Genomic DNA, 25,005 nt, shown 5'->3' on the forward strand with positions numbered 1-25,005 from the left:
GCGCAGCCTTCGGACATCGCAGCCTTCGGCTACCGGAAGATCCCGGTGTGGCCGAGCGAGTAGCGGCCGGGCTGCGGGTAGACGGCGAGCCCGTGCGGGCCGCCGCCGACCGGGATCCGGGCGAGCTGCTCGCCGGTCACGGTGTCGATCGCGTACACCTCGGAGTTGTAGCGGCCCGACAGCCACAGCACCTTGCCGTCGGCCGAGACCCCGCCCATGTCGGGGCTGCCGCCGTCCGGCAAGGTCCACTTCTTGGTGAGCTTGTTCTCGGGGAAGTTGAAGACCGAGATCGTGCCCTCGCCCCGGTTGGAGACGTACATCTCCTTGGAGTCGCGGCTCACGTACAGGCCGTGGCAGCCCTTGCCGGTGGGCAGCAGCTTGGGAATGTCGAACTTGTCCCCGCTCAGCACCCACATGCCGTGCGCCATCATGTCCGCGACGTAGAAGGTCTTGCCGTCCGGGGAGACCTTGACGTCCTGCGGCATCGCTCCCTCGAACGGGAGCTTCTGCTGGCCGATGACCTCCATCCGCTCGGTGTCGACCTTGAGCAGTTCGCCGGAGAACTCGCAGCTCACGATGAAGTAGCGGCCGTCGGCGGAGAAGTCCGCGTGGTTGACGCCGTAGCAGGTCACCGGGACGGTCTTCACGCGGTCCATCGTGTGCGGGTCGCGGAAGACGAGCTCCTTGTCCATCGAGGCCATGACGATCGCGTACTTGCCGTTCGGCGTGAAGTACAGGTTGTACGGGTCGTGCACCTCGACGGGCTTTCCGGCCTCGCCGGTGGCCGGGTTGATCGGGGTGAGCGTGTGGCCGCGGTTGTTGTTGACCCACAGGGTCTTCATGTCCCAGGAGGGCACCACGTGCTGGGGCTGGACGCCGACCGGGATGGTGTCGATGACCTTGTAGGTCACCGGGTCGATGACGGACACCGTGTTGGAGTTGGTGTTCGGCACGTAGACGCGCGACGGGAAGTCCTTGACCACCGGGGAGAGCTTGTTCGGCCGGTCCGCCGCGTAGACGTCTTTCGGATCGAGGACCGGAGGCATGCCGGGCAGGCCGGGCGGGAGGGCCGGGACGGCCTTGACGGGCTTGGCCGGTCCCTTGGTGCCGAGCGCCTCGGCGGGCCCCTTTTCGGCTGCTCCGCAGCCGGCCAGGGCGGCGAGGACCAGACCGGCCAGCAGCACGGTGACCTTCCGGGGAAGGCGGGTGGTCGTCATTGGGTCAGCAGCTCCGTGGTGGTCACCGCGCGCAGCTTGCGGCGCGCGAGTTCTTCGAGGAGGGGAGGCATCGCGTCGACCGTGTCCGCGTAGCCGAAGTGCAGGCTCACCACCGATCCGCCTTGGATCGTCCCGGTGACGGTGCGGATGACGGCCGCGGCGCCGGGCGAGGTGAAGTCGAGGGAGTCCACGTCGTACGAGAGGACGTGCGGGTAACCGGCCCGCTGGGCCAGTTTCTGGACGAGCGGGGTCGCGTACTGCGTCTGGGAGGGACGGAACCAGGTGCCGATGGAGCCGGTGAGCCGCTTGAGCCGCTGGGCGCAGCCGGTGATCTCGGCGTAGGCCTCGGCCTCGGGGAGGTCGTTGACCGCGAGGTGGCGCTGGGTGTGGTTGCCGAGCTCGTGGCCGCCGTCGAGGACGCGGCGGGCCATGTCCGGGTGGGCGTCGAGCCAGCTGCCGATCGCCAGTACGGTGACCCGCGCGCCCCCGCGTTCGGCCTCGGCCAGGACCGCCTTGGCGAGGGCGGGGTCGCCGTTGCCGTGGAAGGTGAGGGCGACTGCGGGGCGGTCGCGCGGGCCGTGGCCGATCTCCACGGGCTGCCCGGCGAACCGGCGCGGGGCGGCGGCCGCCTTGGCGGGCCGCTCGGGCCGGGCCGGACCGGGGGGCGGAGCGGAGGACGGGGTGGCGGGGCGGCCCGGTCCGCAGGCGGCGGTCAGACCGGCCGCCGCAGCGCCGGCCGCTCCGAGACCGGCCGCACGCAGGGCCCCGCGCAGGGCCGCGCGGCGGCCTGGTTGTGAGAGCACCTGCCCATTTAAGGGGTGGATGACCCGGAAGGTAATGATTGACCCAATTCGGGACGTTCATCAGAAGGGGCCGAACGGGTGGCCGATCCTCTATGTGATCAACGATTCACTCAGAGGTTTCGATAGTTATTCATCGATTGCGAGGTGAGTGGCCCACCTCACCTAGGATTTAGCTAGAAAGTCTTACGATTTGCACACTTATGTCCAACTAGGGACTTTTGGCGTTTGGACCCTCGTCTGCCATAGTCGGAAGCACGACTTCCCCATTGACCCGAGCGAAGTCGCCACGCCGAGGATCACACCCCCTTCGATCCTCGGCGCACCCATGAAGCCCCCACACCGCCCCATCACGGCGCCCGGGGGCTTCAGGCGTTCTGGCGGTCGGCCACCCGCATCTCGAACCAGGTGATCTTGCCGCGCGGCAGCAGGTCGGCGCCCCAGCGGTCGGACAGCTTGTCGACGAGGAAGAGCCCGCGGCCGGTGGTGTCGAGTTCGTGGACCGGCATCAGACAGGGCAGCCCGCGCGAGGGATCGCGCACCTCCACCCGGATCCAGCCGCGGCGGCGCAGCATGCGTAAACCGAAGGAGCGGGCCCCCGTGTGCCGCACCGCGTTGCCGACGAGTTCCGAGACGAGCAGGACGGCGTGCTCGGCGATCTGCGGCGAGAGACCCCAGAGGCGGATCACCACGCACTGGGTGAGCCGGCGCGCCGTGCTCGCCGACTCCGGCATGGACGGCAGTGTCACTTCCGCCTCGGCCGGATTCCCGTACAACTCCAGCGCCTTGAGACCCTGTTCGTCCTCAAGAGCCGCCGTGAGCCGTACCGCCGAAGCGCTGCCGCGCTGCCGCGGCTGTTCCACACCCTCCAGGCCCGCCATGCACCCATCATGGACGGCCGCCCTGTCGCTCCGGGCCGTTCCAGAGGAAAACACCCCCCGGATTCAACGAATCCAAGGGGGCGCCCTGTCATATGCGGGAGGCAACAAGGGGGCCTCAATACCCAGTTTGACCTGCGGTGACACACCGCAGGGAATTGATCACCGTGAGTGGATCACCATTTCCGCTTAAGGCTGCCTTAAGGCCTGGCTAATCCACCCACAGGGAGGACCGGCGCCGCGCTCAGACGAACTTCGCCTTGCCCGGGCCCTCTTCGACGAAGCTGCGCATGCCGCGCTCGCGGTCCTCGGTGGCGAACAAGCCCGCGAACCAGTTGCGTTCGATGGTGAGACCGGTGTCGATGTCGGCCTCCAGGCCGGCATCCACGCACTCCTTGGCGGCGCGCAGCGCCATCGCCGGCCCCTGCGCCAGCTTCGCGGCCCAGGCGTGTGCCTGCTCGTACACCTCGGCGGCGGGCACGACCCGGTCGACCAGGCCCAGGGTGAGCGCCTCGTCGGCCTTCACCATGCGTCCGGTGAAGATCAGGTCCTTGGCCTTGGACGGGCCGATCAGCCGGGACAGCCGCTGGGTGCCGCCCGCGCCGGGGATCAGGCCGAGCAGGATCTCGGGCTGGCCGAGCTTCGCGTTGTCGGCGGCGATCCGGTAGTCGGCACAGAGGGCGAGCTCGCAACCGCCGCCCAGCGCGTACCCGGTGACAGCCGCGACGACCGGCTTGGGGATGCGGGCGACGGCGGTGAAGGCGTCCTGGAGCGCGCGGGACCGGGCGACCATCGCCGCGTGGTCCATCGTCTGCATCTCCTTGATGTCCGCGCCCGCCGCGAACACCTTCTCGCCGCCGTAGATGATGACCGCGCGGACGTCGGCCCGGTCGGTCGCCTCCACCGCGAGCTCGCGCAGCCGGTCCTGGGTGGCGATGTCCAGGGCGTTCATGGGCGGCCGGTCCAGGCGGATGGTGCCGACGCCTTCGGAGACTTCGAGAGAGAGGGTCATACGGGTCAGGTTAGCGCCGGTTAACGTGAAGTGGCCCGGTGCTGTGGGTCACAGCACCGGGCCACTTCACGGGGTACGGGACCCGCTTACTTGATCCACTCCGCCCAGTCCATGTTCCAGCCGTTGAGGCCGTTGTCCGGGGCGATCTGCTTGTCCTTGGAGTTCTTCACGACGACCACGTCGCCGATCAGGGACTCGTTGAAGAACCAGGCGGCCGGCTGGTCGTTGTCGCCGGCGCCGCGGACGTCCTTGAGGCCGACGCAGCCGTGGCTGACGTTCGCCGAGCCGAAGGTGCCGGCGGAGGCCCAGTAGTTGCCGTGGACGAAGGTGCCCGACTGCGACAGGCGCATCGCGTGCGGGACGTCGGAGATGTCGTACTCGCCGCCGAAGCCCACGGTCGCACCGTTCATGCGGGTGACCTTGTACTTCTCGCTGATGACCATCTGCCCGTTGTAGGTGGTGGTCGACGGGGCGCCCGCGGTGATCGGGATGGTCTTGATGACCTGGCCGTCACGGACGACCTGCATCTCCTTCTCGCTGGCGTCCACCGTGGAGACCTGGGAGCGGCCGATGTTGAAGGTGACCGTACGGGTCTGCTTGCCGTACACGCCGGGGCGGCCTTCGACTCCGTCGAGGGCGAGCTTCACGGTGACCTTGGTGCCCGCGGCCCAGTACTTCTCCGGGCGGAAGTCCAGGCGGTCGTTGCCGAACCAGTGGCCCTCGACCGGCACGGCCGGCTCGGCGGTCACGGTGATCGCCTTCTCGACGGCCTCGGGGTTGGTGATCCCGCGGGTGAAGTTGATCGAGACCGGCATGCCCACGCCGACGGTCGCGCCGTCCTCGGGCGTGTAGTGGCCCACGAAGGTGTTGGTCGGCGTCAGCGTGGTGAAGGTGGTGTCCTTGGCCGACTCCCGGCCGGCCTCGTCCTTGGCGACCGCGTGCACCTTGTACTCGGTGGCGGAGGCCAGGTGACGGGCCGGCTCCCAGTTCGCCCCGTCGTCGGTGAGCTTGCCCTCGACCGCGTTGCCCTTGGTGTCGGCGACGGTCACCGTGGTCAGCTTGCCGCCGGTGCTGGAAATCTTCAGGACGCCGCTGGTCGCGACCTCCTTGGCCCCGTCGTCCGGCTTGATGCTGACGACCGCCTTCGACGCCTCGGTCCCGTTCTTGGCGCCGCCCCCGGCGTTGTCGCCGCCGCCGCTGCCGCTGCTGTTACTCCCGCCACCACCGCTGCAGGCGGTGGTGAACAGCAGGGCCGCCCCCAGCAGAAGGGCCGGCAGGCCGGTGCGGGCGCGGCCGCGTATCGGCTGCAGGTTCACTCTTGTTCTCCCCATGTCCCCCGCGCGCGGACAATCGCGCGCTTGTCGACAGGAAATCACATGGGCAGATCACGATGAGCCACGGTCATGTCACCGTTCCGTCCCAAACTGCTGATCAGCGGCCGCTTCGGTCGCCGGGGACGGCCGACGGGGCCGGTCCTCGGTCCTGGGTTGGTGAGGAAGTCGGCTCCGCTCGGCGGCGGCACGAGCGATCCGGCGCCGACGATCCCGACGTTGTAGCGGCTGTCGCCGCCCGCCGCACGGGTCACTCGTACGGCGGCGCCGTGCGGCGTTCAGACGATGGCGGAACCGGCGACCCAGTCCGCCCAGGACATGTTCCAGCCGCCCAGTCCGTTGTCGGCGGCGACCGTCTTGTCCTGCGAGTTGACGACCTCCACCACGTCCCCGATCAGGGTCCGGTCGAAGAACCAGCCGGCCGGGGTGTCGGAGCCGCCGCCCTTGTCGTCGCGCAGGCCCACGCAGCCGTGGCTCACGTTGGTGGTGCCGAAGGTGTCGGGGCTGGACCAGTAGTTCCCGTGCAGGAAGGTGCCGGAGGAGGTGAGCCGCATGGCGTGCGGAACGTCGGGGATGTCGTACTCGCCGCCGAAGCCGACGGTCTGGCCGTTCATGCGGGTGACGTCGAAGAGCTCCATCACCACCATCTTCCCGTTGTACGTCGTGGTCTTGGGCGCCCCGGCGCTGATCGGCACGGTCGACAGCAGCTCCCCGTCCCGGCGGACCTCCATGGTGTGCGCGGCCGCGTCCACCCGGGAGATCTGGGAGCGGCCGACGGTGAAGGTGACGGTCTTGGACTGGATGCCGTACGAGCCGGGCGCGCCCTCGATGTCGCGCAGGTCCATCTTCACGGTGACCTTGGTGCCGGCCTTCCAGTACTCCTTGGGCCGGAAGTCGAGCCGGTCCCGGCCGAACCAGTGGCCGACGACCTGCACGGCCGGGTCGGAGGTGACGGTGATGGCCCGTTCCACTTCCGCGCGGCGTTCGATCGGGCGGTTGAACCTGAAGGAGACGATCATGCCGGTGCCGACGGTGGAGCGGTTCTCGGGCTTGAAGTAGCCGATGAACCGCTCCTCGGGAACGTAGGTGGTGAAGGTGGTGTGCCGGGCCTGGCGGCGGTTGTGGCCGTCGAGGGCGACGGCGTCCACGGTGTACTTGGCCGCGAGTGCGAGCCGTCCGGAGGCCGGGTCGGGGCTCCAGCTCAGCCCGTCGTCGGCGATGGCGCCGGGGACCTCCTCCTGCTGCGCGTCCTCCACCTTGGTGACGACGACCCGCTCCAGCCGGCCCTCCGGCACGGTGACCGTCAGCCGCGCGTCGGCCTGGACCCCCTTGGCGTTGTCGTCGGGGGTGATGCGGATGGCCTCGTCCGGCGAGCGGGGTTTGCCGGGCAGCTGGATCTCGACCGGCGACTTGCCGTCCTGGGTGCATCCGGCCAGCCCGCCCAGCAGGCCCGCCCATGCCGCCACGGCGGCCAAGCCCGCCCCTGCCCGCTTCGTCAGAAGTGTCACGATCCCTCCAACGACCGGGCCCCTCCGGGGGAAACGTGAGGGCGTGGCACGTTCCGGGCAGAACAGTCCGGGCAGAACAGTGTGAAGGACCAGACGGGGGCGGGCCCAGGCCGGGACGCCGGGGCCGCACTCCCCCTCCCCCCGCAGGTACCCAGGAGCCGTGGAGGCGGGCAGTGTCGAGCGCAGCCGAGCAAGAGGCGGTGGAAGCCGTCGGCAACGCCGTCGACGCGGTGCGGGGCGGCCAGGCCGCGCCCGTACCGCAGGTCGACGGCCATCCGGACGGGCGGCCGAACGGCGGTCATCCGAACGGCCGTCCGGGCGGTCATCCGAACGGCCAGGTCAGGGGGCAGGTGTTACGGACCCCCACGCGCCCGGGACCACCGGTGTGGCCGGGGTCCTCGCATCCCTTGGGCGCCCGGTTCCACCGTGGCCCGGACGGGACCGCGGGCACCAACTTCGCCCTGTGGGCGCAGGGCGCGGAGGCGGTGGAGCTGTGCCTGTTCGACGCCGAGGGCGCGGAGACCCGGTGCTCGCTCACCGAGCTCACGCACGAGATCTGGCACGGCTTCGTGCCGGGTGTGCGCCCCGGGCAGCGGTACGGATTCCGGGTGCACGGGCGCTGGGACCCCTGGACGGGCGCCCGGTTCAATCCGGCGAAGCTGCTCCTGGACCCGTACGCGCGGGCCGTCGACGGGGACTTCACCCTGCCGCCGGAGGTGTACGGGCACGTCCGGGACTGGCCTCAGCAGTACATCGCGGACACCGTGCGCGACGACCGGGACTCGGCGCCGCACGTCCCGAAGGGCGTGGTCGTCCACGATGACGACGACTGGGCGGACGACGTCCGGCCGAAGACCCCGTGGGCCGATTCGGTGATCTACGAGCTGCACGTGCGCGGCTTCACGATGCGCCATCCGGGTGTTCCGGAGGAGCTGCGCGGCACCTACGCGGGACTCGCCCATCCGGCGGCGGTCGAGCACCTGGTGAAGCTGGGCGTCACGGCGGTCGAACTGCTGCCGGTGCACCAGTTCGCGCACGAGGACCACCTGCTGCGCCGGGGGCTGCGCAACCACTGGGGCTACAACTCGATCGGCTACTTCGCCCCGCACGCGGGGTACTCGTCGAGCGGGACGACCGGCCAGCAGGTCGGGGAGTTCAAGCGGATGGTCCGGGCCCTGCACGCGGCGGGCATCGAGGTGATCCTCGACGTGGTCTACAACCACACGGCGGAGGCGGGCGAGCTGGGCCCGACCCTGTCGCTGCGCGGGATCGACAACCGGGGCTACTACCGGCTCCAGTCCGACCAGCGCCGCTACGCCGACTACACGGGCTGCGGGAACACCCTGCACGCCGGGCGCCCGCACGTGCTCCGCCTGATCACGGACTCGCTGCGGTACTGGGTGACCGAGATGGGGGTGGACGGCTTCCGCTTCGACCTGGCGGCGGCGCTGGCGCGCTCGATGCACGACGTGGACATGCTGTCCCCGTTCCTGGCGGTGATCGCCCAGGACCCGGTGCTGCGGCGGGTGAAGCTGATCGCCGAGCCGTGGGACGTGGGCTCGGGCGGCTACCAGGTGGGCGCGTTCCCCCCGCTGTGGACGGAGTGGAACGACCGCTACCGGGACGCCGTACGGGACTTCTGGCGGGGCGCGCTGCCCGACGTACGGGATCTCGGGTACCGGCTGTCGGGGTCGAGCGACCTGTACGCCTGGGGCGGGCGGCGCCCGTACGCCTCGGTGAACTTCGTGACCGCGCACGACGGTTTCACCCTGCGCGACCTGGTGTCCTACGAGCGCAAGCACAACGAGGAGAACGGGGAGGCGAACCGGGACGGGACCAATGACAACCGCTCGTGGAACTGCGGGGCCGAGGGCGAGAGCGACGACCCGCGGATCGGGGCGCTGCGCCGCCGCCAGCTGCGCAACCTGCTGACCACCCTGCTGCTGTCGACGGGGGTGCCGATGCTGGTGGCGGGCGACGAGTTCGGGCGCACGCAGGGCGGCAACAACAACGCCTACTGCCAGGACAACGAGACGGGGTGGGTGGACTGGTCGCTGCTGGAGGACCCGGCGTGGCGGGAGCTGTTCGCGCTGACGGAGCGGCTGATCTCGCTGCGGCAGGCCCATCCGGTGCTGCGCCGGCGGGCGTTCTTCTCGGGGCGGCCGCAGGGGGCTGACGGGCTGCGGGACCTGGCCTGGTTCACGCCGGCGGGCGCGGAGATGACGGAGCGGGACTGGTACGCGCCGGCCGCCGCGCTGGGGATGTTCCTGTCGGGCCGGGACATCCCGGGCCGTGACGAGCGGGGCCGGCAGGTGACGGACGACAGCTTCCTCGCGCTGCTGCACACCGGGGACCGGCCGCTGGCGTGGGTCCTGCCGGGGGCGCCGTGGGCGGAGGCGTACGAGCTCGTCCTGGACACCTCCCTGGAGAGCCAGTCCGCGGCGCCGCGCACCCGTCACCGTGGCGGGGAGACGCTTACGGTCCCGGCCCGCTCGGTCCTGCTGCTGCGGGTCTGCGGGTCCCCGCCGCGGGGGACCGCCGTGTGAGGAGGCGGCGGCCCGCCCCGCGCGCCGCCCCGCCCGCCGCCGCCCCGCCCGCCGCCGTGGAGCCGACGGCGGCGCTTCCGCGCGTCCGCGGACACCCGGAACGACACCCCTGTTCGCCCTGCGATGATGTGTTCGACATCGTTCTGAGGGGGTCCTGCATGGGCAGAGTCAACACCGCGCTGCAGGAACTGCGCGGGGCGCAGAAGTCGGCGAAGGGGGTGTCGCTCTATTCGCGGTTCGTCAACCGGCCCGCCGGGCGGTACCTGGCCGCCGGTTCGTACGCGCTCGGACTCACCCCGAACCAGGTGACCCTGGTCAGTGCCGCCTTCAGCTTCGCCGCCGTGGCCGCGGTGGCCCTGTGCGCGCCCTCGTGGGGGCTGGGGATCGCCGTATGGGCGGCGCTCGCCGTCGGGTTCGCCTTCGACTCCGCGGACGGGCAGCTGGCCCGGCTGCGCGGGGGCGGCAGCGCGGCCGGCGAGTGGCTGGACCACGTCGTGGACGCGGCCAAGCTCACGGCGCTGCACTCGTGCGTGCTGATCGCCTTCTACCGGTTCCCGGAGGAGTACGGAACGACGGCCGACATCTGGCTGCTGGTGCCGCTGGGCTTCCAGTTCGCCTCGGTCGTCACCTTCTTCGGCGGGCTGCTGACCGAGAAGCTCAAGCCGAAGCCGGCCCCGGGCAGCCCCGCCGCCGCCCCGTCGACCCTGCGCGCGGTGGCCCTGCTGCCCGTGGACTACGGGGTGTTCTGCCTGGTGTTCCTGCTGCTCGGCGGCGGGAAGCTGTTCGCCTGGACGTACGCGGGGCTGGGCGTGGTCGCCGGGCTGTTCCTGCTGGCGTTCCTCGCGAAGTGGTTCCGGGAGCTCAGCGCCGTTCCCCGGTGACCTGACCGGGGAGGGCGGGGGGTTCCGCGAGCGCGTCCAGCGCCCGGCGCAGCTGGGTGCTGGAGGTGTGCACGGTGTAGGGGAAGTAGACGACGTCGACGCCGTGGGCGGCGAAGTCCTTCTCCAGCCGGTCGCCCTTGGGCGTGCCGCGCCAGTCGTCGCCCTTGAAGATGACGTCGAAGCGGACCTGCTTCCAGGTCTCCACCTTGTCCGGGACGGTCTCGACGAAGGCGGCGTCGACGTACTTCACGCTGCGGACGATCTCCAGCCGCTCGACGAGCGGGATCATCGGGCGGCGCCCCTTGGCGAGTTCGGCCATCTCGTCGGAGACCACTCCCGCGACGAGGTAGTCGCACTGGCTGCGGGCGTGCCGAAGGATGTTGAGGTGTCCGATGTGGAACAGGTCGTAGGCTCCCGGCGCATAGCCGACTCGGTACGGTCTACGTCCTGGCACGCCAAAGTCGGACATCTCGTGCTCCGTCATCTTTTATCCCCAGCGGCCGCACCCCCCGGTGCAGCTGATTAGCAGACAATAGCGTGCACGTTCCGCAGCACGCGGGTGAACGAATAGGGTGACGTGCGCATCATCCAGGGGAAGAGGGGACGCTCGGTGTCCAGATCCGGTCAGCGGCGCATGCTGCTGGTTTCCACCAATTACGCTCCGGAGCACGCGGGGATCGGCCCGTATGCGACCCAGATCGCGGAGCACTGGGCGGATCTCGGCCACGAGACCCACGTCCTCGCCGGCATGCCGCACTACCCGGCATGGTCGGTCGAGCCGGAGTACAAGGGGGCGCTCCAGCGCACGGAACAGCGCGCGGGCGTCACCGTGCACCGGCGCGCGCACACCGTTCCGCCGCGCCAGACCGCCGTGAAGCGGGCCCTTTTCGAAGGATCGATTCTGCTGCACGGCGCCGTGGCCCCGCCCCGGATGCCGAAGCCGGACGCGGTCCTCGCCCAGATGCCCAGCCTGGCCGGCGGGGTGCTCGCCGCCCGGCTCGCGGCGCGCTGGAAGGTCCCGTACGTCCCGGTCGTCCAGGACCTGATGGGGGCCGCCGCCGCGCAGAGCGGTATCAGCGGCGGCGACAAGGCGGCCGCGATCGCCGGCCGCGCCGAGGCCTACGCCCTCAAGCGGGCCACCCTCGTCGGCGTCATCCACGAGACCTTCGTGGACCGGGTCGTCGGCATGGGCGTGGACCCGGAGAAGATCCGCCTCGTCCCCAACTGGTCCCACGTGTCCGTGCCCACGAAGCCGCGCGGCGAGACCCGTCGCCACCTCGGCTGGGGCCCCGGCGAGACCGTGGTCCTGCACTCCGGGAACATGGGCCTCAAGCAGGGGCTGGAGGTCCTCGTGGGCGCCGCCCGCCTGGATCCGAATGTCCGCTTCGTCCTGATGGGAGACGGCAGTCAGCGCGGGGCGCTCGCCGACCTCTCGGCCGATGTGCCGAATCTGGACATCATCCCCCCTGCCGCGGACGGCGAGTTCCCGGATATCCTCGCCGCGGCGGACGTACTCGCGGTCACGCAGCACGCTGCCGTGCTGGACATGAGCGTGCCGTCGAAACTCACCTCCTACTTCCAGACCGGCCGTCCCGTCGTCGCCTCGGTGGCGGCGGAGGGCGGCACCGCCCAGGAGGTGGAACGCTCGGGCGCAGGGGTGCTCGTACCGCCGGAGGACCCCGAAGCCCTGCTGAAGGCCGTACGGGCCCTGGCCGAGGACCCCGAAGGCGCGGACGCACTGGGAGCGGCCGGACCCCGCCACGTGGCGGCCCATCTGAGCCGTGAGGCGGGCCTGGCCCGCATCGACGCACTGATAGACGAAGCACTTGGGGGACCCCGGCCGTGATCGAGACGAACCGCCCTGCAGCGGCACCGGCCGACGACGAACCGGATCTCCTCAGAGACCAGTTCCGCCAGCTCCTGCGCTACCGCAGGCTCATCGGCGCGGGCATCGGGATCGGCCTGCTGGGCGGCGTCTACCTCGGCATCTCCACGGCCGACACCTATGTCGCGACGGCCGACGTCGTGCTGCGCGCGCCCACCGACGACCCGTTCAACCCGAGCCTCGCCCCCGACAAGGCGATCAACATCGGCTCGGAGCGCCAGGTCGCGCTCAGCTCCTCCATAGCCAACGAGGCGGCGAAGAAGCTCGGCGTGACCGCGTCCGGCTTCGCCGCCCTGCGCAGCGGGCTGCAGGTCACCAACCCGCCGCAGACCATGGTGCTGCGCTTCACCTACACCGCGTCCTCCCCCAAGGAGGCCGCCAAGCGCGCCAACGCGATGACCGAGGCGTACCTGCTCAAGCGGCAGGAGTCCCTCGACGCCACCCGCGACAAGATGGTCAAGGGCTACAAGGATCAGCGCGACCCGATCGCCAAGCAGCTCGACGAGCTCTCCAAGGAGATCGCACGGATGCCCGCCGGCGCCGGGCGCGACGCGGCCACCTCCTCGAAGACCGACCTGCAGAGCGAGGTCGGCGGGTACAACACCAAGATCACCAAGCTCGAAGCCCTCGACATGACCCCGGGCCGCGTCACCAGCGCCGCGACCGCGCCCCCCGGAGCCGACGGCCCCGGCATCCTGATGTCCCTCGCGCTCGGCGCCGCCGTGGGCCTCGCCCTCGGCCTGCTCGCCGCCTGGGTCCGGCTCGTCTTCGACCCGGCGCCCCGCTCCGAGGGCGACGTGGCACGCGCCCTGCGCGCCCCCGTGCTCGGCTACCTGCCCCGGGACCGCACGGGCGGCGGGCCGCTGCTCGCCGCCGGCGAGGCCGATCCCCGCCTCGCCGAGGAGTACCGCTCGGTGGCCTTCCGGCTCGCCTACGACGCCCGCTTCGCCGACCGGCGCCGGCTGCTCGTCGTCGCCCCGCGCGGCAGCAGCGAGACCGCCGCCGCGGTGGCCGTGAACCTCGCCGCCTCCTTCGCGGAGACCGGCAAGGACGTCCTGCTCATCGAGGCCGACCTGCGCACCCCGGTCCTGGCCAGCCAGTTGCCGACGGACGCCGGCGGCCGGCCGCGCTGGAGCCAGACCCCGGGCGGCCAGAAGGGCGGCGGCGGACGGCACTCCGACTCCGAGTGGCCCGACGGCCGCCAGCTCGTCGTGGACGCCGGCGAGTCCGGCTCCTTCGACCTGATCCCCGGCGAGCGGGCGCGCAACGTGCCGCGCGCGCTGACCTCCCCCCGCGCCACCCGGCTGATCTCCGAGGCCGACTCCCCCAACGCGACCGTCGTCGTGCTCGCGCCGCCCGTGCTCTCGTACGCCGACGCCCTCGCCCTCGTCGACCGCGTCGACGGCGTCCTCGTCGTCTGCAACCCGCGCGGCGTCCACCGCACCGACCTGATCCGGATCCGCGAGCTGATCAGCGGCGCCGGCGGCACGGTGCTCGGCGCGGTGCTGCACGCCCCGCTGCCCGGCGAGAAGCGCGGCCGCGGCAAGGACAAGAACCCCGCCCCCGCCCCCGACGCCGGCCCCCCGGCGGGCGGGCCGAAGCCGCCGCAGCCGATCCCGTACGAGGTGGCCGAGCCCGAGCAGCACATCCCCGGTGACGGCACCGACACCGTCGCGCTGCGCACCGTGCGCATGGGCCGCAGATGAGCCGACGCGGCCTCGCCGCCGTCGCGTCGGTCCTGGACCAGGCCGCCTCCAGCGCCACGAACATCCTGGTGCTGGTGCTGGCCGCCCGGCTGTCCTCGGCGGCCGGGTTCGCCGACTTCTCGATGGTGTACGTGACCTTCAGCGTGCTCCTCGGTCTGAACATGGCCTACGTCGGCCAGAGCCTGGTCCTGGAGAAGGGCGAAGGCCTCGGTGCGATGTGCCGCTCCGCCGTCGGCTTCACCGGGGCCGCGTCGGCCGGCGTGGGCGCGCTGCTCGTGGTGGTGGGCCTCGCGCTCCCCGGCACGCCCGGACGGGCCTTCCTCGCGCTGGGTCTCGTACTGCCGCTGGTGCTCCTCCAGGACGGGCTGCGGTACTGCTTCTCCGCGCTGCGCGCCCCCGAGCGGGCGCTGGCCGCGGACGCGCTGCGGCTGGTGTGCGTGGTCGCGGCGCTGGCCGTGCAGCCCGAGGGGGCCTCGGCCGGGCGGCTGGTCCTCGCCTGGGGGCTCTCCGCGCTGCCCGCGCTGGGGCTCGGGCTGTGGCTGCTGCGGCCGTACGTGCGCGGCGCGCGCGGTGACCTGCGGCCGTACCTGCGGCGGGGTCACCTCGGGCAGCGGTTCGTGGTCGAGTTCGCGGTGGGCAACGGCTCCAGCCAGCTCGCCGTACTGGGCCTCGGCGTCTTCGCGACGCCGCTGGCCGTCGGCGCGCTGCGGGGCGCGACCACCCTCTTCGGGCCGCTGAACGTGCTGTTCAACTCCGCGAACGCCTTCGGGCCGCCGGTGCTCGGGCGGCTCGGCGGCAAGCGGGCCACCGTGCGGGCGACCGCGCTGCTGGGCCTGGTGCTGGCCGCGGTCGGCGCGGGCTGGGGGGCCGTGCTGTACGCACTGCCCGACCGGATGGGCCGTCAGCTGCTCGGCGACACCTGGGCGGCGACGGCCGGGCTGTTGCCGGCGACGGGGGCGCAGTACGCCGTGATGGGCCTCGGCACTTGCGCGCTGCTGACCCTGCGGGTCCTCGCGCCGAAGGCCACCCTCTCCCTCCAGGTGGTCTTCTCGCTGCTGTCCGTGGGGCTGCTGCTGGGCGGCTACGCGGTGGGGGGTGTGGCGGGCGCCGCGTGGGGCCTGGCGGCCGGCTCAGCCCTCAAGGCCGCGGCCGCCTGGTGGCGCGTCACCCGCCTGCGAGTCCCTGCTGCGCAGGACCGCGAGCCCGCCCCCGCCGCGAACTGACCCGCTGCGCGGAGCCGTCTCCCCGCCCCGCCCTTCCACCTCCCCCAGACTTCGTCCGGGAGGGGCCCCCACCCGGGCTCCGCCCGGACCCGGTCCTCAAACGCCGGACGGGCTGAAAAGCCCTGGGGCTCCGCCCCAGACCCCGCTCCTCAAACGCCGGAGGGGCTGAAAGACAGCCCCGCCGGCGTTTGAGGCGATCTTTCAGCCTCGCCGGCGTTTGAGGCGCGGGGTTCGGGGCGGAGCCCCGGTAGTTCAGCCTCGCCGGCGTTTGAGGCGCGGGCGCGGAGCGCCGTATGGGGTCTGGGGCGGAGCCCCAGTGGGGGTGGCGCGCTCAGCGCAGGGTGGTGGACTTGTCCGTGCGGTGTGTGGCGACCAGCGCGAGGCAGAGGGCGGCGATCGCCACCCGCCCAGACGCCTGGAGCAGCGGTCCGCGCAGCAGGATGAAGGAGTAGCCCGCGACCAGCGGGACGACCACCGAGATCAGGCTGCCCGGCGGAGACCTCCGCGTGGCCCGTTTCGCGTAGCGCCGGTCGACGCGGGCGGAGGCGTACCCCATGCCCAGCAGCCCGGCGCCCATCCCCAGCGGACCGAAGTCGAGCCACAGCTCCGCCCAGATCGGGGAGGAGAGGTTGGTGTTGACCGTGCCCATCCACTGGCCGACCATCACGCCGGTGTCCCGCGGCTTGCCCGCCCACACCGAGCGCGGCACGGCGAACAGGATCGACCCGGCCAGCTGGCGCCCGTAGAAGTGCCCGGGGCCCGACTCCGAGAAGGTGATGGTGTTCGCGAACATGCCGATCTGGTCGTAGTCCTTGAGGGCCATCGGCTCCAGGAAGGACGTGGTCTCGACCGGACGGTAGTTCTTCTCGTCGTACCGGAAGCGGTCGGCGAAGGGGAAGATCAGGAGCGCGACGACCACCGCCATCGACAGCGCCACCCGGTACATCGCCGCGCTCACCGGGAAGACGGTGAAGAGCAGCGCGAACATGACCGTCAGGAACCAGTACCGAGGGTTCGAGATCGGGTTGTTGACGATCAGGTTGAGGCCGGCGAGCGCAGCCCACGTGACGATGACCGACACCTTGCGGCGGGCGAACTTCGAGGTGATCAGCCAGCGGGTGTAGAGGAGCAGCGCGAGCAGGGCCGGTACGGTGCCGAAGCCGCGCAGCAGGGCCTGCCCGGCCTGGCCGTCGCCGTTGGAGACGCCCGCCTCCTCGATGCCGGCGATGATCTCCTGGCGGCTGGAGAAGAAGACCGCCGGGCCGCCCAGCTTCATGATGAAGGCGGCGCTGCACAGGAACGACAGGGCCGTCAGGAGCTGGAGCCGGCGCCGGTGCGCCATGACCGGGCGCGACTCCTTCTGGGAGCCGCCCGCGCGCCCGGCCGGCCGGTGACGGGCCAGCAGCACGCCGACGTCGAAGGCCGTGCAGCCGAGCAGGACGAGTCCGATGGCGGCGGTCAGGTCGGAGCGCGGGCCGACGACCGGCGTCGGGACCTGGCCGAGGACGGCCTGGGCGAGCGGGGCCACGCCCATGGCCATGTAGACGAAGAGCCAGAAGGAGCCCTGGAGCAGCTTGCGGCGGCTGGTGAGCACCATCGCGGAGAGCCGGGCGCCCGCGTACATGGTGAGCAGCAGCTGGAGCCAGAAGGCCGCGTCACGGGCGCCCGCGCCGGTCTGGACGGCGACGAACAACGGCAGGAAGACGGTGAATCCGAGCGCGAGCGGGACGGACAGCGCGCGCGAGAGCAGGGTGCGCGGGAGGGTGGCCCGGCCCCACAGGCTCTCGTCCTCGAAGGGGGACGGGACGGGCTGCTTCGCGGGCGTCGCGGGCGGCTTGCGTATGTCCGTCGTCACTGCCGCCCCCACCCGATGTGCCTGGTCCGCGCGCAGTCTAGTCTGAGCGGGCCGCGCCCGGGGAGGCCGTGGCCGAGAGCACGATGGGGGCTTCTGTTGCGTGATCTTCCTGCCTTCACGCTGGCCGGATACGACAAGGGGCGCGGGCTGCTGACGCAGGCGCTCTGGTTCGCCGTGATGAACACGCTGTTCATGAGCTGGTTCTGTCCGGCGCGGCTGCGGGTGGCGCTGCTGCGGGCCTTCGGGGCGAAGATCGGCGAGGGTGTGCTGATCCGGCACCGGGTGCGCGTGCTGTGGCCGTGGAAGCTCACCGTCGGGGACCACACCTGGATAGGCGAGGGCGCCTGGCTGCTGAACCTGGAGCCGGTGACGATCGGTTCGCACGTGTGCCTCTCGCAGGAGGCGATGCTGTGCACCGGCTCGCACGACCACCGGGCCGCCGACTTCCGCTACCGCAACGCCCCGGTCACCGTCGAGGACGGCGCGTGGGTGGCGGTACGGGCGACCGTGCTGGCCGGGGTCACGGTGGGCCGCTGCGCGGTCGCCGGTGCGGGCTCGGTCGTGCACAAGGACCTGCCGGAGCTGACCCTGCAGACCCAGGACGGGCAGCGCCGCCCGGTGGAGGAGCCCAAGTGAGTACCCCGCTGCGCGTGCTGCACGCCGTCACCCTGCACTCCCCCTCGCACGCCTTCGGCGGGCCGGTCCGGGTCGCGCTGAACCTGGCGAAGGGGCTGCGCGCCCGGGGCCACGAGGCCCGGCTGCTCGCGCTGGGCGAGGGCTTCGACCCGTGGCCCACCTCGGTGGAGGGCGTGCCGGCGAAGCTGTTCCCGGCCCGCCGCCTGCTCCCCCTCGGCTTCAGCGGGATGACCTCGCCGGCGCTGCTGGCCTCGGCCGGGCGCCTCGTGCGCGACGCGGACGTCGTCCACGTCCACCTGGCCCGGGATCTGGTGACCCTGCCGGTGGCCCTGGCCGCGCTGCGGGCGGGCAAGCCGCTGGTGCTGCAGACCCACGGGATGGTGGACCCGAGCGAGAAGCTGCTCGCCAAGGTGCTGGACGCGGTGGCCGTGCGCCGGCTGCTGCGCGGCGCGGACGCCCTGCTGTACCTGACCCCGCACGAGCGGGAGGGCCTGGACGCGGTGGTGGGTGCGCCGCTGGCGCAGGCGGTCCGCCTGGTCAACGGGACCCCGGCGCAGGAGGAGCGGCCGCAGCCGGTCGGCCCGCCGCGGATCCTGTACTCGGCGCGCCTGCAGGCCCGTAAGCGGCCGGTGGACTTCGTGGACGCGGCCCCGGCGGTCCTGGCGGCGCACCCGGACGCGCACTTCGTGGTCGCGGGCCCGGACGAGGGCGAACTGGGGGCCGTACGCGCCCGGATCGGTGCGCTGGGCCTGACGGACCGGTTCACGGTGACGGGGGCGCTGTCGAGCGCGGAGGTCCTCGCGGAGCTGCGGCGGGCCCACGTGTACGTACTGCCCTCGGTGGACGAGCCGTTCCCGATGTCGGTGCTGGAGGCGCTCTCGGTGGGCGTCCCCTCGGTGGTCACGCACTCCAACGGCCTGGCCCGCGACCTAGCGGGGGCCGGCGCGGGACACGCGGTGGATCCCGGTCCGGCGGGCGTCGCCGCGGCCGTCGTGGCCCTGCTGGACCCGGCGGCCAACCGCGAGGCCTCGCTGGCGGCCCGCGCCCTGGCCGCGGACTCCTTCTCCATGGACGCGGTCCTGGACACCCTGATCCCGGTGTACGGGGGCGCGCTGCGCGGGTGAGTCCCCGCCGCGGCGTCAGATGACGTCGCGGCGGTGTTCCTGCACCACGGGTATCGCGCCCGCGGTCCGGCGCCGCTTGTAGATGCTGGTGTAGACGGCAAGGCCGATCCCGCCCACCGCCATCATGATCAGACCGACCAGGTCGAGGTTGACGCTCTCCATCTCCCAGTCGCTGGCGAAGGTGAGGATGGCGCCCACCACGATCAAACCGATGCATCCGCCGATGCCCATGAGTCCGCCTTCCGCCGTCGTGGCTGTGACCGCGCGGGTACCCGGGTCCGGAGCACGAAAACGCCCCCGGGGGCCGGGAGTCCGGTCCTCGGGGGCGTTCTCGCGCTCCAGCGGCGTTCGCGGTGCTACGCGGGGATCCAGGCGTAGCAGCCGGAGGAGTTGAACTCCGCCGTGCCCGCCGGGATCGTCGCCGTGATCTTGTCGCCGGCCTTGAGCGGGGTCTCGGGGCCCGAGGCGAGGACGGCGCCGTCCTTGCCCTTGGCCTCCCAGGTGCAGTTCGTGGCCTGGGTCAGCGCCCGGTAGCTGCCCGCCGCGGGCGACTTCCTGGGGCCTTCTGCGAAGCCCTTCTCCGCCGCGGCGAGGACCGGCTTCTGGTCCGGGCACAGGTGCGTGATCGCGTCCTTGGCCCCCGGGATCTCCCCGGTGATGACGGCGCCGGTCGCGGCGTCCTTGTCGCGCTTCGCGGTGCGCGCCACCCGCTGGCAGGCCTCCTGGCCGGTCTGCAGGACGGCCGCCGGGTCCATCTTCTCGGGGACCCGCCCGCTCAGGTACTTCTTCTCCTGCTCCGTGAAGCTGCCCGTCTTCGGGGTGAGCTTCGCGTCGGGGAGGACCGGGCCCGTCGGCTTCGCGTCGGCCGCGGGATCCGCCGCGGCCGGGGTGGCCGGGGTGTCCGCGGGGTCGGGGGCCGCCGACGAGGCCGGAGGCTTCGCCTTCACCCCGGAGTCGTCCCCGCCCGAACTGCAGGCGGTCAGGGTCAGGGCGGCGGTCAGCAGGACAGCGGCCGCCGCGGAGCGTCGGTACATCGGATGGCTCCCGTACTACTTACAGGGGTGGGACAGGCGAGCGGGGCCCGGCCACGTAGAGCCGGGCCCCGCACGCCGTCAGGCGGTTGCTTCGGTGGTCGCTACTTCGCGCCGAAGGTCAGAACCAGCTGCGGAGTGCCCTCCGCCGCCGTGGACTCCGAGGACCAGATCCACAGCGGGTCGGTGCCCGTGCTCGTCAGGCCCAGGCTGTAGCTGCCGCCCAGTACCGCGGAGAGCGCGGCGGTGTCCAGCTCGACGCTGTGCACCGCCGAGCCGTCCGGCACGCCCGCGATGCTGCCGAGCGGGGTGGTGCCGAGGGTGGGCTTGGTGTTGAAGCTGGTGCCCGCGCCGCTCCAGGTGCCGGTGACCGGGACCACGGAGACGGTGTCGGCGGTGCCGGCGCCCGCCTGCGTGGAGGTCTTGATCTGCAGCGAGGCGGACTTCAGGACCTGGCCGGCCGGGGCGGCCGGCAGGTCGAAGCGCAGGTACGTCTCGTACGCCGAGGTGCCGCGCACCGCGAGCGAGGTGGACGTGCCGTAGGCCGTGCTCGGGGCGCCCTGGTTGATGTAGGTGTCCTCGGTCGCCTTGACCGCGGAGACCGAGTCGGTGGGCGCCTTGGCCAGGTCGAAGTGGTTCTTGACCTGGGCCTGGGTGAGCGTCGTCGGGTAGACGGCCGTCTCGTCGAGCTGACCGGCGAAGAAGTTGCTCGTCGGGCGGGTCGGCCAACCGGAGAGGTTGTCACCGCCGACGTGCCAGTAGCCCGCGTAGGTGGCGTTGCTGGCGGCGTTCAGCGAGCCCTTGTTCTGGCCGTCGACGTACAGCGTGATGCCGCCGGGGCCCTGGGTGCCGACCACGTGGTGCCACTTGTTGTCGTTGTACGTCTCGAACAGACCCGTGGAGACGGTCCGCGCCGAGCCGTTGTAGACACCGAAGACGAGGCGACCGGTGTTGGTCATGTAGATGTGCTTGTCGTACGAGCCGCTGTTGCGCGTGGTGTTGTTGCCGAAGCCGATCAGCTTGCCGCCGCGCGTGGTGTTCGTCTTGAACCAGGTCTCGACGGTGAAGGTGTTGCCGACCGTCTGGCGGCGGTCGCCGTGCACCTGCTGGCTGGTCCCGTTGAAGCCCATCGCCGTGCCGGCGCCGGAGACCGCGCCGGGCGTCTGGCGCAGGGCCGGGGCGTTGACCTGGACACCGCTGTAGTTGCCACCGGTGGAGGAGTCGGCCACGTACGGGCTGACGGTGTCGTCGTAGCGCCAGTACAGGTTGGCGCCGTCCGCGCGGACCTGGTTCGGGTACGACTGGACCGAGGTCGGGATCGTCACCGAGGCGACGGCCGACAGGGCGCTGGTGTTGCCGGCGTCGTCGGTCGCGGTCACCCGGTAGCTGTACGACTGGCCGGCCTTGACCGTGGCGTCGGTCCAGGAGGCCTGCGGGCGCTCCCACTCCAGCGAGCTGGCGGTGACCGTCGCGGCCGGGGTGGCCGAGCCGTTGCGGTAGATGCGGTACGTCAGCTTGCTGTCGTCCGCGTCGTAGCTGGTGCGCCAGCGGACCTGGGCCTCGCCGGGCTTGACGCTCGAGGCGCTGGCCACCGGGGTGGTCGGGGCGCCGACGTCGCCGGTGGAGGCGAAGCGGGTCAGACCCTGCTGGGCCTTGCCGTTGATGAGGGTGAACTCACCGCCGACCCACATGTACTTGACGTCGTTCTTCTCGGCCACGGCCATGACGCGCGGGCCGATGCCCTCGCCGAGGCCGTCGTTGGCCGTGGGGTGCCAGCCGAGCTTGCCGGGGCCGCGCACGAACCCGTCCACGGGCGCGGGGGCGGCGCCTTCGTGGTTGGTCGGCTGGGCCAGCAGGAAGTTCCGCTTGCCGTCGGGGAACTCCAGCTCGGTGGAGCAGTCGTGCGCGTGCGAGGAGCTGTAGAGCACTCCCTCGTACGGCAGGACGAACTGGGTGGCACCGAGGCAGCGGTCGCGCCACTTCTCGGTGAAGTCGTTCAGGCGCAGGCCGATGCGGCCGTCGAAGACGCCGCCGCCGGAGCCCTCGTGGCCCGTGTAGAAGCCCGTGTCGTCGGTGGAGATGTCCTTGACGACCGAGTTCGAGGGGATGTTGCTGTACGTCTTGGTGACCGCGCCGGTGGTGGCGTTGACCACGGCCAGGGCGTGGCTGTTGGTGCCGTTGACCGTGAAGAAGTCGCCGCCCAGCAGCACGTTCTTGCCGTCGGGGGTGACCTCGACCGCGCGGCCCGGCTCGTCGACGTTGGCGACGAAGGGCTTGAGCGCACCGGTGCCGGCGTCCACAGCGGCGAACCGCTCGCGGGTCTGGCCGTCGACGGCGTTGAAGTCGCCGGCCGCGTACAGGGTGTCGTCGGTGACCGCGAGCCCGCGCACGGTGGCGGGGAAGCCCGGGTGGAACGCTGCCTTGGGGGTGCAGCTCGCGATGTCGATCGCCGCGAGGCTGGAGACCGGGGTGCCGTTGACGGCGCCGAAGTAGCCGCCCGCGTACAGGGTCTTGTTGTCCTTGGAGACGACCAGGGTGCGCACGGTCGCCGTGCCGTCGCCGACGGTGAAGGCGAGCTTGCAGGCGGTGGGCTTGCCCGTCGCGGCGTCGAGCGCGACGAAGTTCACGGCCTCCTGCTCGGCTCCCGCGGCGCCCTCGGGCGGACGGACCGCCGAGAAGGTGCCGCCGGCGAAGACGGTGCCGTTCGCCTGGGCCATCGCAAAGACGATGCCGTCGGGCTGCCAGGTGGGCAGCTCATCGGCGGTGAATGCCACCGGCGGCGTGATGGCGGACGCCTGAGGCATCAGCACCAGGCCTATGCCTGTGCCGGCACCGGCCAGTGACAGGACGAGGGCAGCAGTCAGCCCTCTGGATCTACGCATGAGCCCCCCAGGGCAATCGCCCGGTTTGATGGCTGGAACTATCCGAACAGCCATATGTACGGGCGCAGACTAGGGCTCACGCGAGGGCCTGGTCACCTCTCTTGACCCATTGCATACCAACTTGGAATCAACGGTTCAGCATGGAGGGTGCACAACGGACATATAGCAGGTTTGAACCGGCCACACCCGCAGAGAAGTGCGCGAATGGCCGGGACACGGCAAATCGTAGGGGAAATATAAGGCCTCAGCGGTCGATTCGGACCGTCACGCCCGCCAGTTGGTCCTCGACCTGACGGATGTCCGCGTCGACCATGATCTGCGCCAGCTCCTCCACCAGGACCGATGGCTTCCAGCCAAGCAGGTCGTGGGCCTTCGAGGCGTCGCCGATGAGGGCGTCGACCTCGCTGGGGCGCTCGTACTTGGCGTCGTAGCGCACGTGCTCGTTCCAGTCGAGGCCGGCGTGCGAGAAGGACGACTCGACGAACTCGCGGACGGTCGCGGCCACGCCGGTGGCGACGACGTAGTCGGTGGGCTCGTCCTGCTGCAGCATCCGCCACATGGCGTCCACGTACTCGGGGGCGTAGCCCCAGTCGCGCACCGCGTCGAGGTTGCCGAGGTAGAGGTGGTCCTGGAGACCGGCCTTGATGCGGGCGACCGCGCGGGTGATCTTGCGCGTCACGAAGGTCTCGCCGCGGCGCGGGGACTCGTGGTTGAAGAGGATCCCGTTGACGGCGAACATGTCGTACGCCTCGCGGTAGTTCACCGTGGTCCAGTACGCGAAGACCTTCGCGGCGCCGTACGGGCTGCGCGGGTGGAACGGGGTCCCCTCGTTCTGCGGGGGCGGGGTGGCCCCGAACATCTCCGAGGACGAGGCCTGGTAGATGCGGGTGTCGACGCCGCTGGCCCTGATGGCCTCCAGCAGTCGCAGCGCGCCGAGGCCGGTCACGTCGCCCGTGTAGAGCGGGGCGTCGAAGGAGACGCGGACGTGGGACTGGGCGCCGAGGTTGTAGACCTCGTCGGGGCGTATGTCACGGAGCAGGTTCACCAGCGCGACGCCGTCGGAGAGGTCGGCGTGGTGCAGGACGAAGGACCGGTTGGCCGTCTGCGGGTCCTGGTAGATGTGGTCGACCCGCTCCGTGTTGAAGCTGGAGGACCGCCGCACGAGCCCGTGCACCGTGTAGCCCTTGGAGAGCAGCAGCTCGGCGAGGTACGAGCCGTCCTGCCCCGTGACGCCGGTGATCAGTGCGGTCTTGCCCATACGGTCCCCCTGGGGATGGTTTCGGTCAGTTGTGGTGAACGGGGCGCCCCCACCCGTTCGGGGTCCCGGCAGGCAGACGGCCCCGCGCACCGGCCGTAACCGGGACTGGATGCGTACCGTACACGCCCGGTCCAGCCGCCTTTGCGGCGGATTCCTCCACGCCCTTCACACACGGCCCGCACACGCCCGCCACCAGGGCGGGTGCGGAGTACGGCGGTGGATCCGGGGCCCGGGGGCCCGGACCACTGCGGTTCCCGCGGGAGCGGACTGGCATCATCGGCGGTATGACAAGTTCGCTGCCGCTCCTGCCCCCGAACGCCCGCGTCTTCGTCGCGGGCCACCGCGGCCTCGTGGGGTCCGCGGTCGCCCGGCGGCTGACCGCCGACGGCCACGAGGTGCTCACCCGGGGCCGCGCCGACCTCGACCTGCGCGACGCCGCCGCCACGGGTGCGTACCTGAAGGACGTCCGGCCGGACGCCGTCGTGCTGGCCGCCGCGAAGGTCGGCGGGATCATGGCCAACAGCACCTACCCGGTGCAGTTCCTGGAGGAGAACCTCCAGATCCAGCTCAGCGTGATCGGCGGCGCGCACGCCGCCGGCGTGGGCCGGCTGCTGTTCCTCGGTTCGTCGTGCATCTACCCGAAGCTGGCCCCGCAGCCGATCCGCGAGGACGCCCTGCTGACCGGCCCGCTGGAGCCGACCAACGAGGCCTACGCCCTCGCGAAGATCGCCGGCATCGTCCAGGTCCAGTCGTACCGCAAGCAGTACGGGGCCTCGTACATCTCGGCCATGCCGACGAACCTCTACGGCCCGGGCGACAACTTCGACCTGGAGACCTCGCACGTCCTGCCCGCCCTCATCCGGCGGTTCCACGAGGCCGCCGCCGAGGGCCGCGACGAGGTCACCCTGTGGGGCTCGGGGACCCCGCGGCGGGAGTTCCTGCACGTGGACGACCTGGCCGCCGCCTGCGCCGTGCTGCTCGGCGGTTATGACGGCGACGAGCCGGTCAACATCGGCTGCGGCGAGGACCTGACCATCAGGGAACTGGCCGAGACGGTCGCCGAGGTGACCGGCTTCCGGGGCCGGCTCGCCTGGGACACCTCCAAGCCCGACGGGACCCCGCGCAAGCTGCTGGACGTCGGCCGCCTGACCTCGCTCGGCTGGAAGCCCGCCGTCCCGCTGCGGGACGGGATCGCCGCCACGTACAAGTGGTGGCGCGAGCAGAGCTGATCG

At 71.6% G+C, this 25,005-nt stretch carries 20 protein-coding genes; 8 read left to right on the forward strand and 12 right to left on the reverse strand.

All coding sequences use genetic code 11. The features are described from left to right. Positions 1-29: 29 nt before the first annotated feature. From ACIPYQ_RS20140 to ACIPYQ_RS20165, 6 genes are all read right to left on the reverse strand, one after another. Positions 30-1,217, reverse strand: a complete 1,188-nt coding sequence (locus tag ACIPYQ_RS20140; RefSeq protein WP_401252890.1) for a YncE family protein — start codon at positions 1,215-1,217, stop codon at positions 30-32. After that, a complete protein-coding gene (locus ACIPYQ_RS20145; protein ID WP_361768450.1) occupies positions 1,214-2,020 on the reverse strand; it encodes a polysaccharide deacetylase family protein in 807 nt (268 codons plus the stop codon). The genes ACIPYQ_RS20140 and ACIPYQ_RS20145 overlap by 4 nt, the downstream gene beginning before the upstream one ends. 365 nt (positions 2,021-2,385) lie before the next feature. Further along, the gene (locus ACIPYQ_RS20150) at positions 2,386-2,898 is read right to left on the reverse strand and encodes an ATP-binding protein (RefSeq protein WP_319723615.1); all 513 of its coding nucleotides are present in this window, start codon (positions 2,896-2,898) and stop codon (positions 2,386-2,388) included. Positions 2,899-3,139: 241 nt separating this feature from the next. Next, a complete protein-coding gene (locus ACIPYQ_RS20155) occupies positions 3,140-3,907 on the reverse strand; it encodes an enoyl-CoA hydratase-related protein (protein ID WP_361768452.1) in 768 nt (255 codons plus the stop codon). 86 nt (positions 3,908-3,993) lie between these two features. Next, positions 3,994-5,223, reverse strand: a complete 1,230-nt coding sequence (locus tag ACIPYQ_RS20160) for an Ig-like domain-containing protein (RefSeq protein WP_401252895.1) — start codon at positions 5,221-5,223, stop codon at positions 3,994-3,996. 293 nt (positions 5,224-5,516) lie between these two features. Beyond that, positions 5,517-6,737, reverse strand: coding sequence for an Ig-like domain-containing protein (locus tag ACIPYQ_RS20165; RefSeq protein WP_401253406.1), 1,221 nt, complete (start codon positions 6,735-6,737; stop codon positions 5,517-5,519). A 182-nt stretch (positions 6,738-6,919) separates the two neighbouring features. Here ACIPYQ_RS20165 and glgX point away from each other — a divergent pair, with 182 nt between their 5' ends. Together glgX and ACIPYQ_RS20175 are read left to right on the forward strand one after the other, a co-directional pair. Next, complete coding sequence (glgX, locus tag ACIPYQ_RS20170) at positions 6,920-9,292, forward strand: glycogen debranching protein GlgX (RefSeq protein ID WP_401252898.1); 2,373 nt, start codon at positions 6,920-6,922, stop codon at positions 9,290-9,292. Between the two features lie 158 nt (positions 9,293-9,450). Next, positions 9,451-10,173, forward strand: coding sequence for a CDP-alcohol phosphatidyltransferase family protein (locus ACIPYQ_RS20175; RefSeq protein WP_361768456.1), 723 nt, complete (start codon positions 9,451-9,453; stop codon positions 10,171-10,173). Here the strand turns inward: ACIPYQ_RS20175 and ACIPYQ_RS20180 are convergent. Beyond that, a complete protein-coding gene (locus ACIPYQ_RS20180; RefSeq protein ID WP_401252901.1) occupies positions 10,154-10,657 on the reverse strand; it encodes an adenylyltransferase/cytidyltransferase family protein in 504 nt (167 codons plus the stop codon). The two genes, ACIPYQ_RS20175 and ACIPYQ_RS20180, sit on opposite strands and share 20 nt — an antisense overlap. 150 nt (positions 10,658-10,807) lie before the next feature. Here ACIPYQ_RS20180 and ACIPYQ_RS20185 point away from each other — a divergent pair, with 150 nt between their 5' ends. The 3 genes from ACIPYQ_RS20185 to ACIPYQ_RS20195 are packed head-to-tail and all read left to right on the forward strand — an operon-like array spanning position 10,808 to position 14,987. After that, complete coding sequence (locus ACIPYQ_RS20185; RefSeq protein ID WP_401253409.1) at positions 10,808-12,019, forward strand: glycosyltransferase; 1,212 nt, start codon at positions 10,808-10,810, stop codon at positions 12,017-12,019. Then, complete coding sequence (locus tag ACIPYQ_RS20190; protein WP_361768460.1) at positions 12,016-13,764, forward strand: lipopolysaccharide biosynthesis protein; 1,749 nt, start codon at positions 12,016-12,018, stop codon at positions 13,762-13,764. The genes ACIPYQ_RS20185 and ACIPYQ_RS20190 overlap by 4 nt, the downstream gene beginning before the upstream one ends. Continuing rightward, positions 13,761-14,987, forward strand: a complete 1,227-nt coding sequence (locus ACIPYQ_RS20195; protein WP_401252904.1) for a hypothetical protein — start codon at positions 13,761-13,763, stop codon at positions 14,985-14,987. Before ACIPYQ_RS20190 ends, ACIPYQ_RS20195 begins: the two co-directional genes overlap by 4 nt. Before the next feature lie 331 nt (positions 14,988-15,318). Here the strand turns inward: ACIPYQ_RS20195 and ACIPYQ_RS20200 are convergent, their stop codons facing one another. After that, on the reverse strand, positions 15,319-16,842 hold the full coding sequence (locus ACIPYQ_RS20200; protein ID WP_361768464.1) for a hypothetical protein: 1,524 nt from the start codon (positions 16,840-16,842) through the stop codon (positions 15,319-15,321). 96 nt (positions 16,843-16,938) lie between these two features. Between ACIPYQ_RS20200 and ACIPYQ_RS20205 the strand changes: the two genes are divergently transcribed. Then, a complete protein-coding gene (locus ACIPYQ_RS20205; protein ID WP_361768466.1) occupies positions 16,939-17,478 on the forward strand; it encodes a WcaF family extracellular polysaccharide biosynthesis acetyltransferase in 540 nt (179 codons plus the stop codon). Positions 17,479-17,486: 8 nt separating this feature from the next. Next, positions 17,487-18,602, forward strand: coding sequence for a glycosyltransferase (locus ACIPYQ_RS20210; RefSeq protein WP_401253411.1), 1,116 nt, complete (start codon positions 17,487-17,489; stop codon positions 18,600-18,602). Between the two features lie 15 nt (positions 18,603-18,617). Here ACIPYQ_RS20210 and ACIPYQ_RS20215 read toward each other — a convergent pair whose 3' ends face one another. From ACIPYQ_RS20215 to gmd, 4 genes are all read right to left on the reverse strand, one after another. After that, positions 18,618-18,833, reverse strand: coding sequence for a DUF6458 family protein (locus ACIPYQ_RS20215; RefSeq protein WP_361768468.1), 216 nt, complete (start codon positions 18,831-18,833; stop codon positions 18,618-18,620). 125 nt (positions 18,834-18,958) lie between these two features. Beyond that, complete coding sequence (locus ACIPYQ_RS20220; protein ID WP_401252908.1) at positions 18,959-19,636, reverse strand: hypothetical protein; 678 nt, start codon at positions 19,634-19,636, stop codon at positions 18,959-18,961. A 101-nt stretch (positions 19,637-19,737) separates the two neighbouring features. Continuing rightward, the gene (locus ACIPYQ_RS20225) at positions 19,738-22,515 is read right to left on the reverse strand and encodes a DNRLRE domain-containing protein (protein WP_401252911.1); all 2,778 of its coding nucleotides are present in this window, start codon (positions 22,513-22,515) and stop codon (positions 19,738-19,740) included. 244 nt (positions 22,516-22,759) lie between these two features. Continuing rightward, the gene (gene gmd, locus ACIPYQ_RS20230; RefSeq protein WP_361755047.1) at positions 22,760-23,773 is read right to left on the reverse strand and encodes a GDP-mannose 4,6-dehydratase; all 1,014 of its coding nucleotides are present in this window, start codon (positions 23,771-23,773) and stop codon (positions 22,760-22,762) included. Between the two features lie 284 nt (positions 23,774-24,057). Here gmd and ACIPYQ_RS20235 point away from each other — a divergent pair, with 284 nt between their 5' ends. After that, complete coding sequence (locus tag ACIPYQ_RS20235; protein WP_361755044.1) at positions 24,058-25,002, forward strand: GDP-L-fucose synthase; 945 nt, start codon at positions 24,058-24,060, stop codon at positions 25,000-25,002. Positions 25,003-25,005: the final 3 nt, after the last annotated feature.

The sequence above is a fragment of the Streptomyces sp. NPDC090045 genome, assembly GCF_044747975.1.
Classification (GTDB): domain Bacteria; phylum Actinomycetota; class Actinomycetes; order Streptomycetales; family Streptomycetaceae; genus Streptomyces.

Coding starts and splice junctions, on each gene's coding strand:
- ACIPYQ_RS20140 (WP_401252890.1), bottom strand. CDS start 1,217: ATGACGACCACCCGCCTTCCCCGGAAGGTCACCGTGCTGCTGGCCGGT.
- ACIPYQ_RS20150 (WP_319723615.1), bottom strand. CDS start 2,898: ATGGCGGGCCTGGAGGGTGTGGAACAGCCGCGGCAGCGCGGCAGCGCT.
- ACIPYQ_RS20155 (WP_361768452.1), bottom strand. CDS start 3,907: ATGACCCTCTCTCTCGAAGTCTCCGAAGGCGTCGGCACCATCCGCCTG.
- ACIPYQ_RS20175 (WP_361768456.1), top strand. CDS start 9,451: ATGGGCAGAGTCAACACCGCGCTGCAGGAACTGCGCGGGGCGCAGAAG.
- ACIPYQ_RS20180 (WP_401252901.1), bottom strand. CDS start 10,657: ATGACGGAGCACGAGATGTCCGACTTTGGCGTGCCAGGACGTAGACCG.
- ACIPYQ_RS20185 (WP_401253409.1), top strand. CDS start 10,808: ATGCTGCTGGTTTCCACCAATTACGCTCCGGAGCACGCGGGGATCGGC.
- ACIPYQ_RS20195 (WP_401252904.1), top strand. CDS start 13,761: ATGAGCCGACGCGGCCTCGCCGCCGTCGCGTCGGTCCTGGACCAGGCC.
- ACIPYQ_RS20215 (WP_361768468.1), bottom strand. CDS start 18,833: ATGGGCATCGGCGGATGCATCGGTTTGATCGTGGTGGGCGCCATCCTC.
- ACIPYQ_RS20220 (WP_401252908.1), bottom strand. CDS start 19,636: ATGTACCGACGCTCCGCGGCGGCCGCTGTCCTGCTGACCGCCGCCCTG.
- ACIPYQ_RS20225 (WP_401252911.1), bottom strand. CDS start 22,515: ATGCGTAGATCCAGAGGGCTGACTGCTGCCCTCGTCCTGTCACTGGCC.
- gmd (WP_361755047.1), bottom strand. CDS start 23,773: ATGGGCAAGACCGCACTGATCACCGGCGTCACGGGGCAGGACGGCTCG.
- ACIPYQ_RS20235 (WP_361755044.1), top strand. CDS start 24,058: ATGACAAGTTCGCTGCCGCTCCTGCCCCCGAACGCCCGCGTCTTCGTC.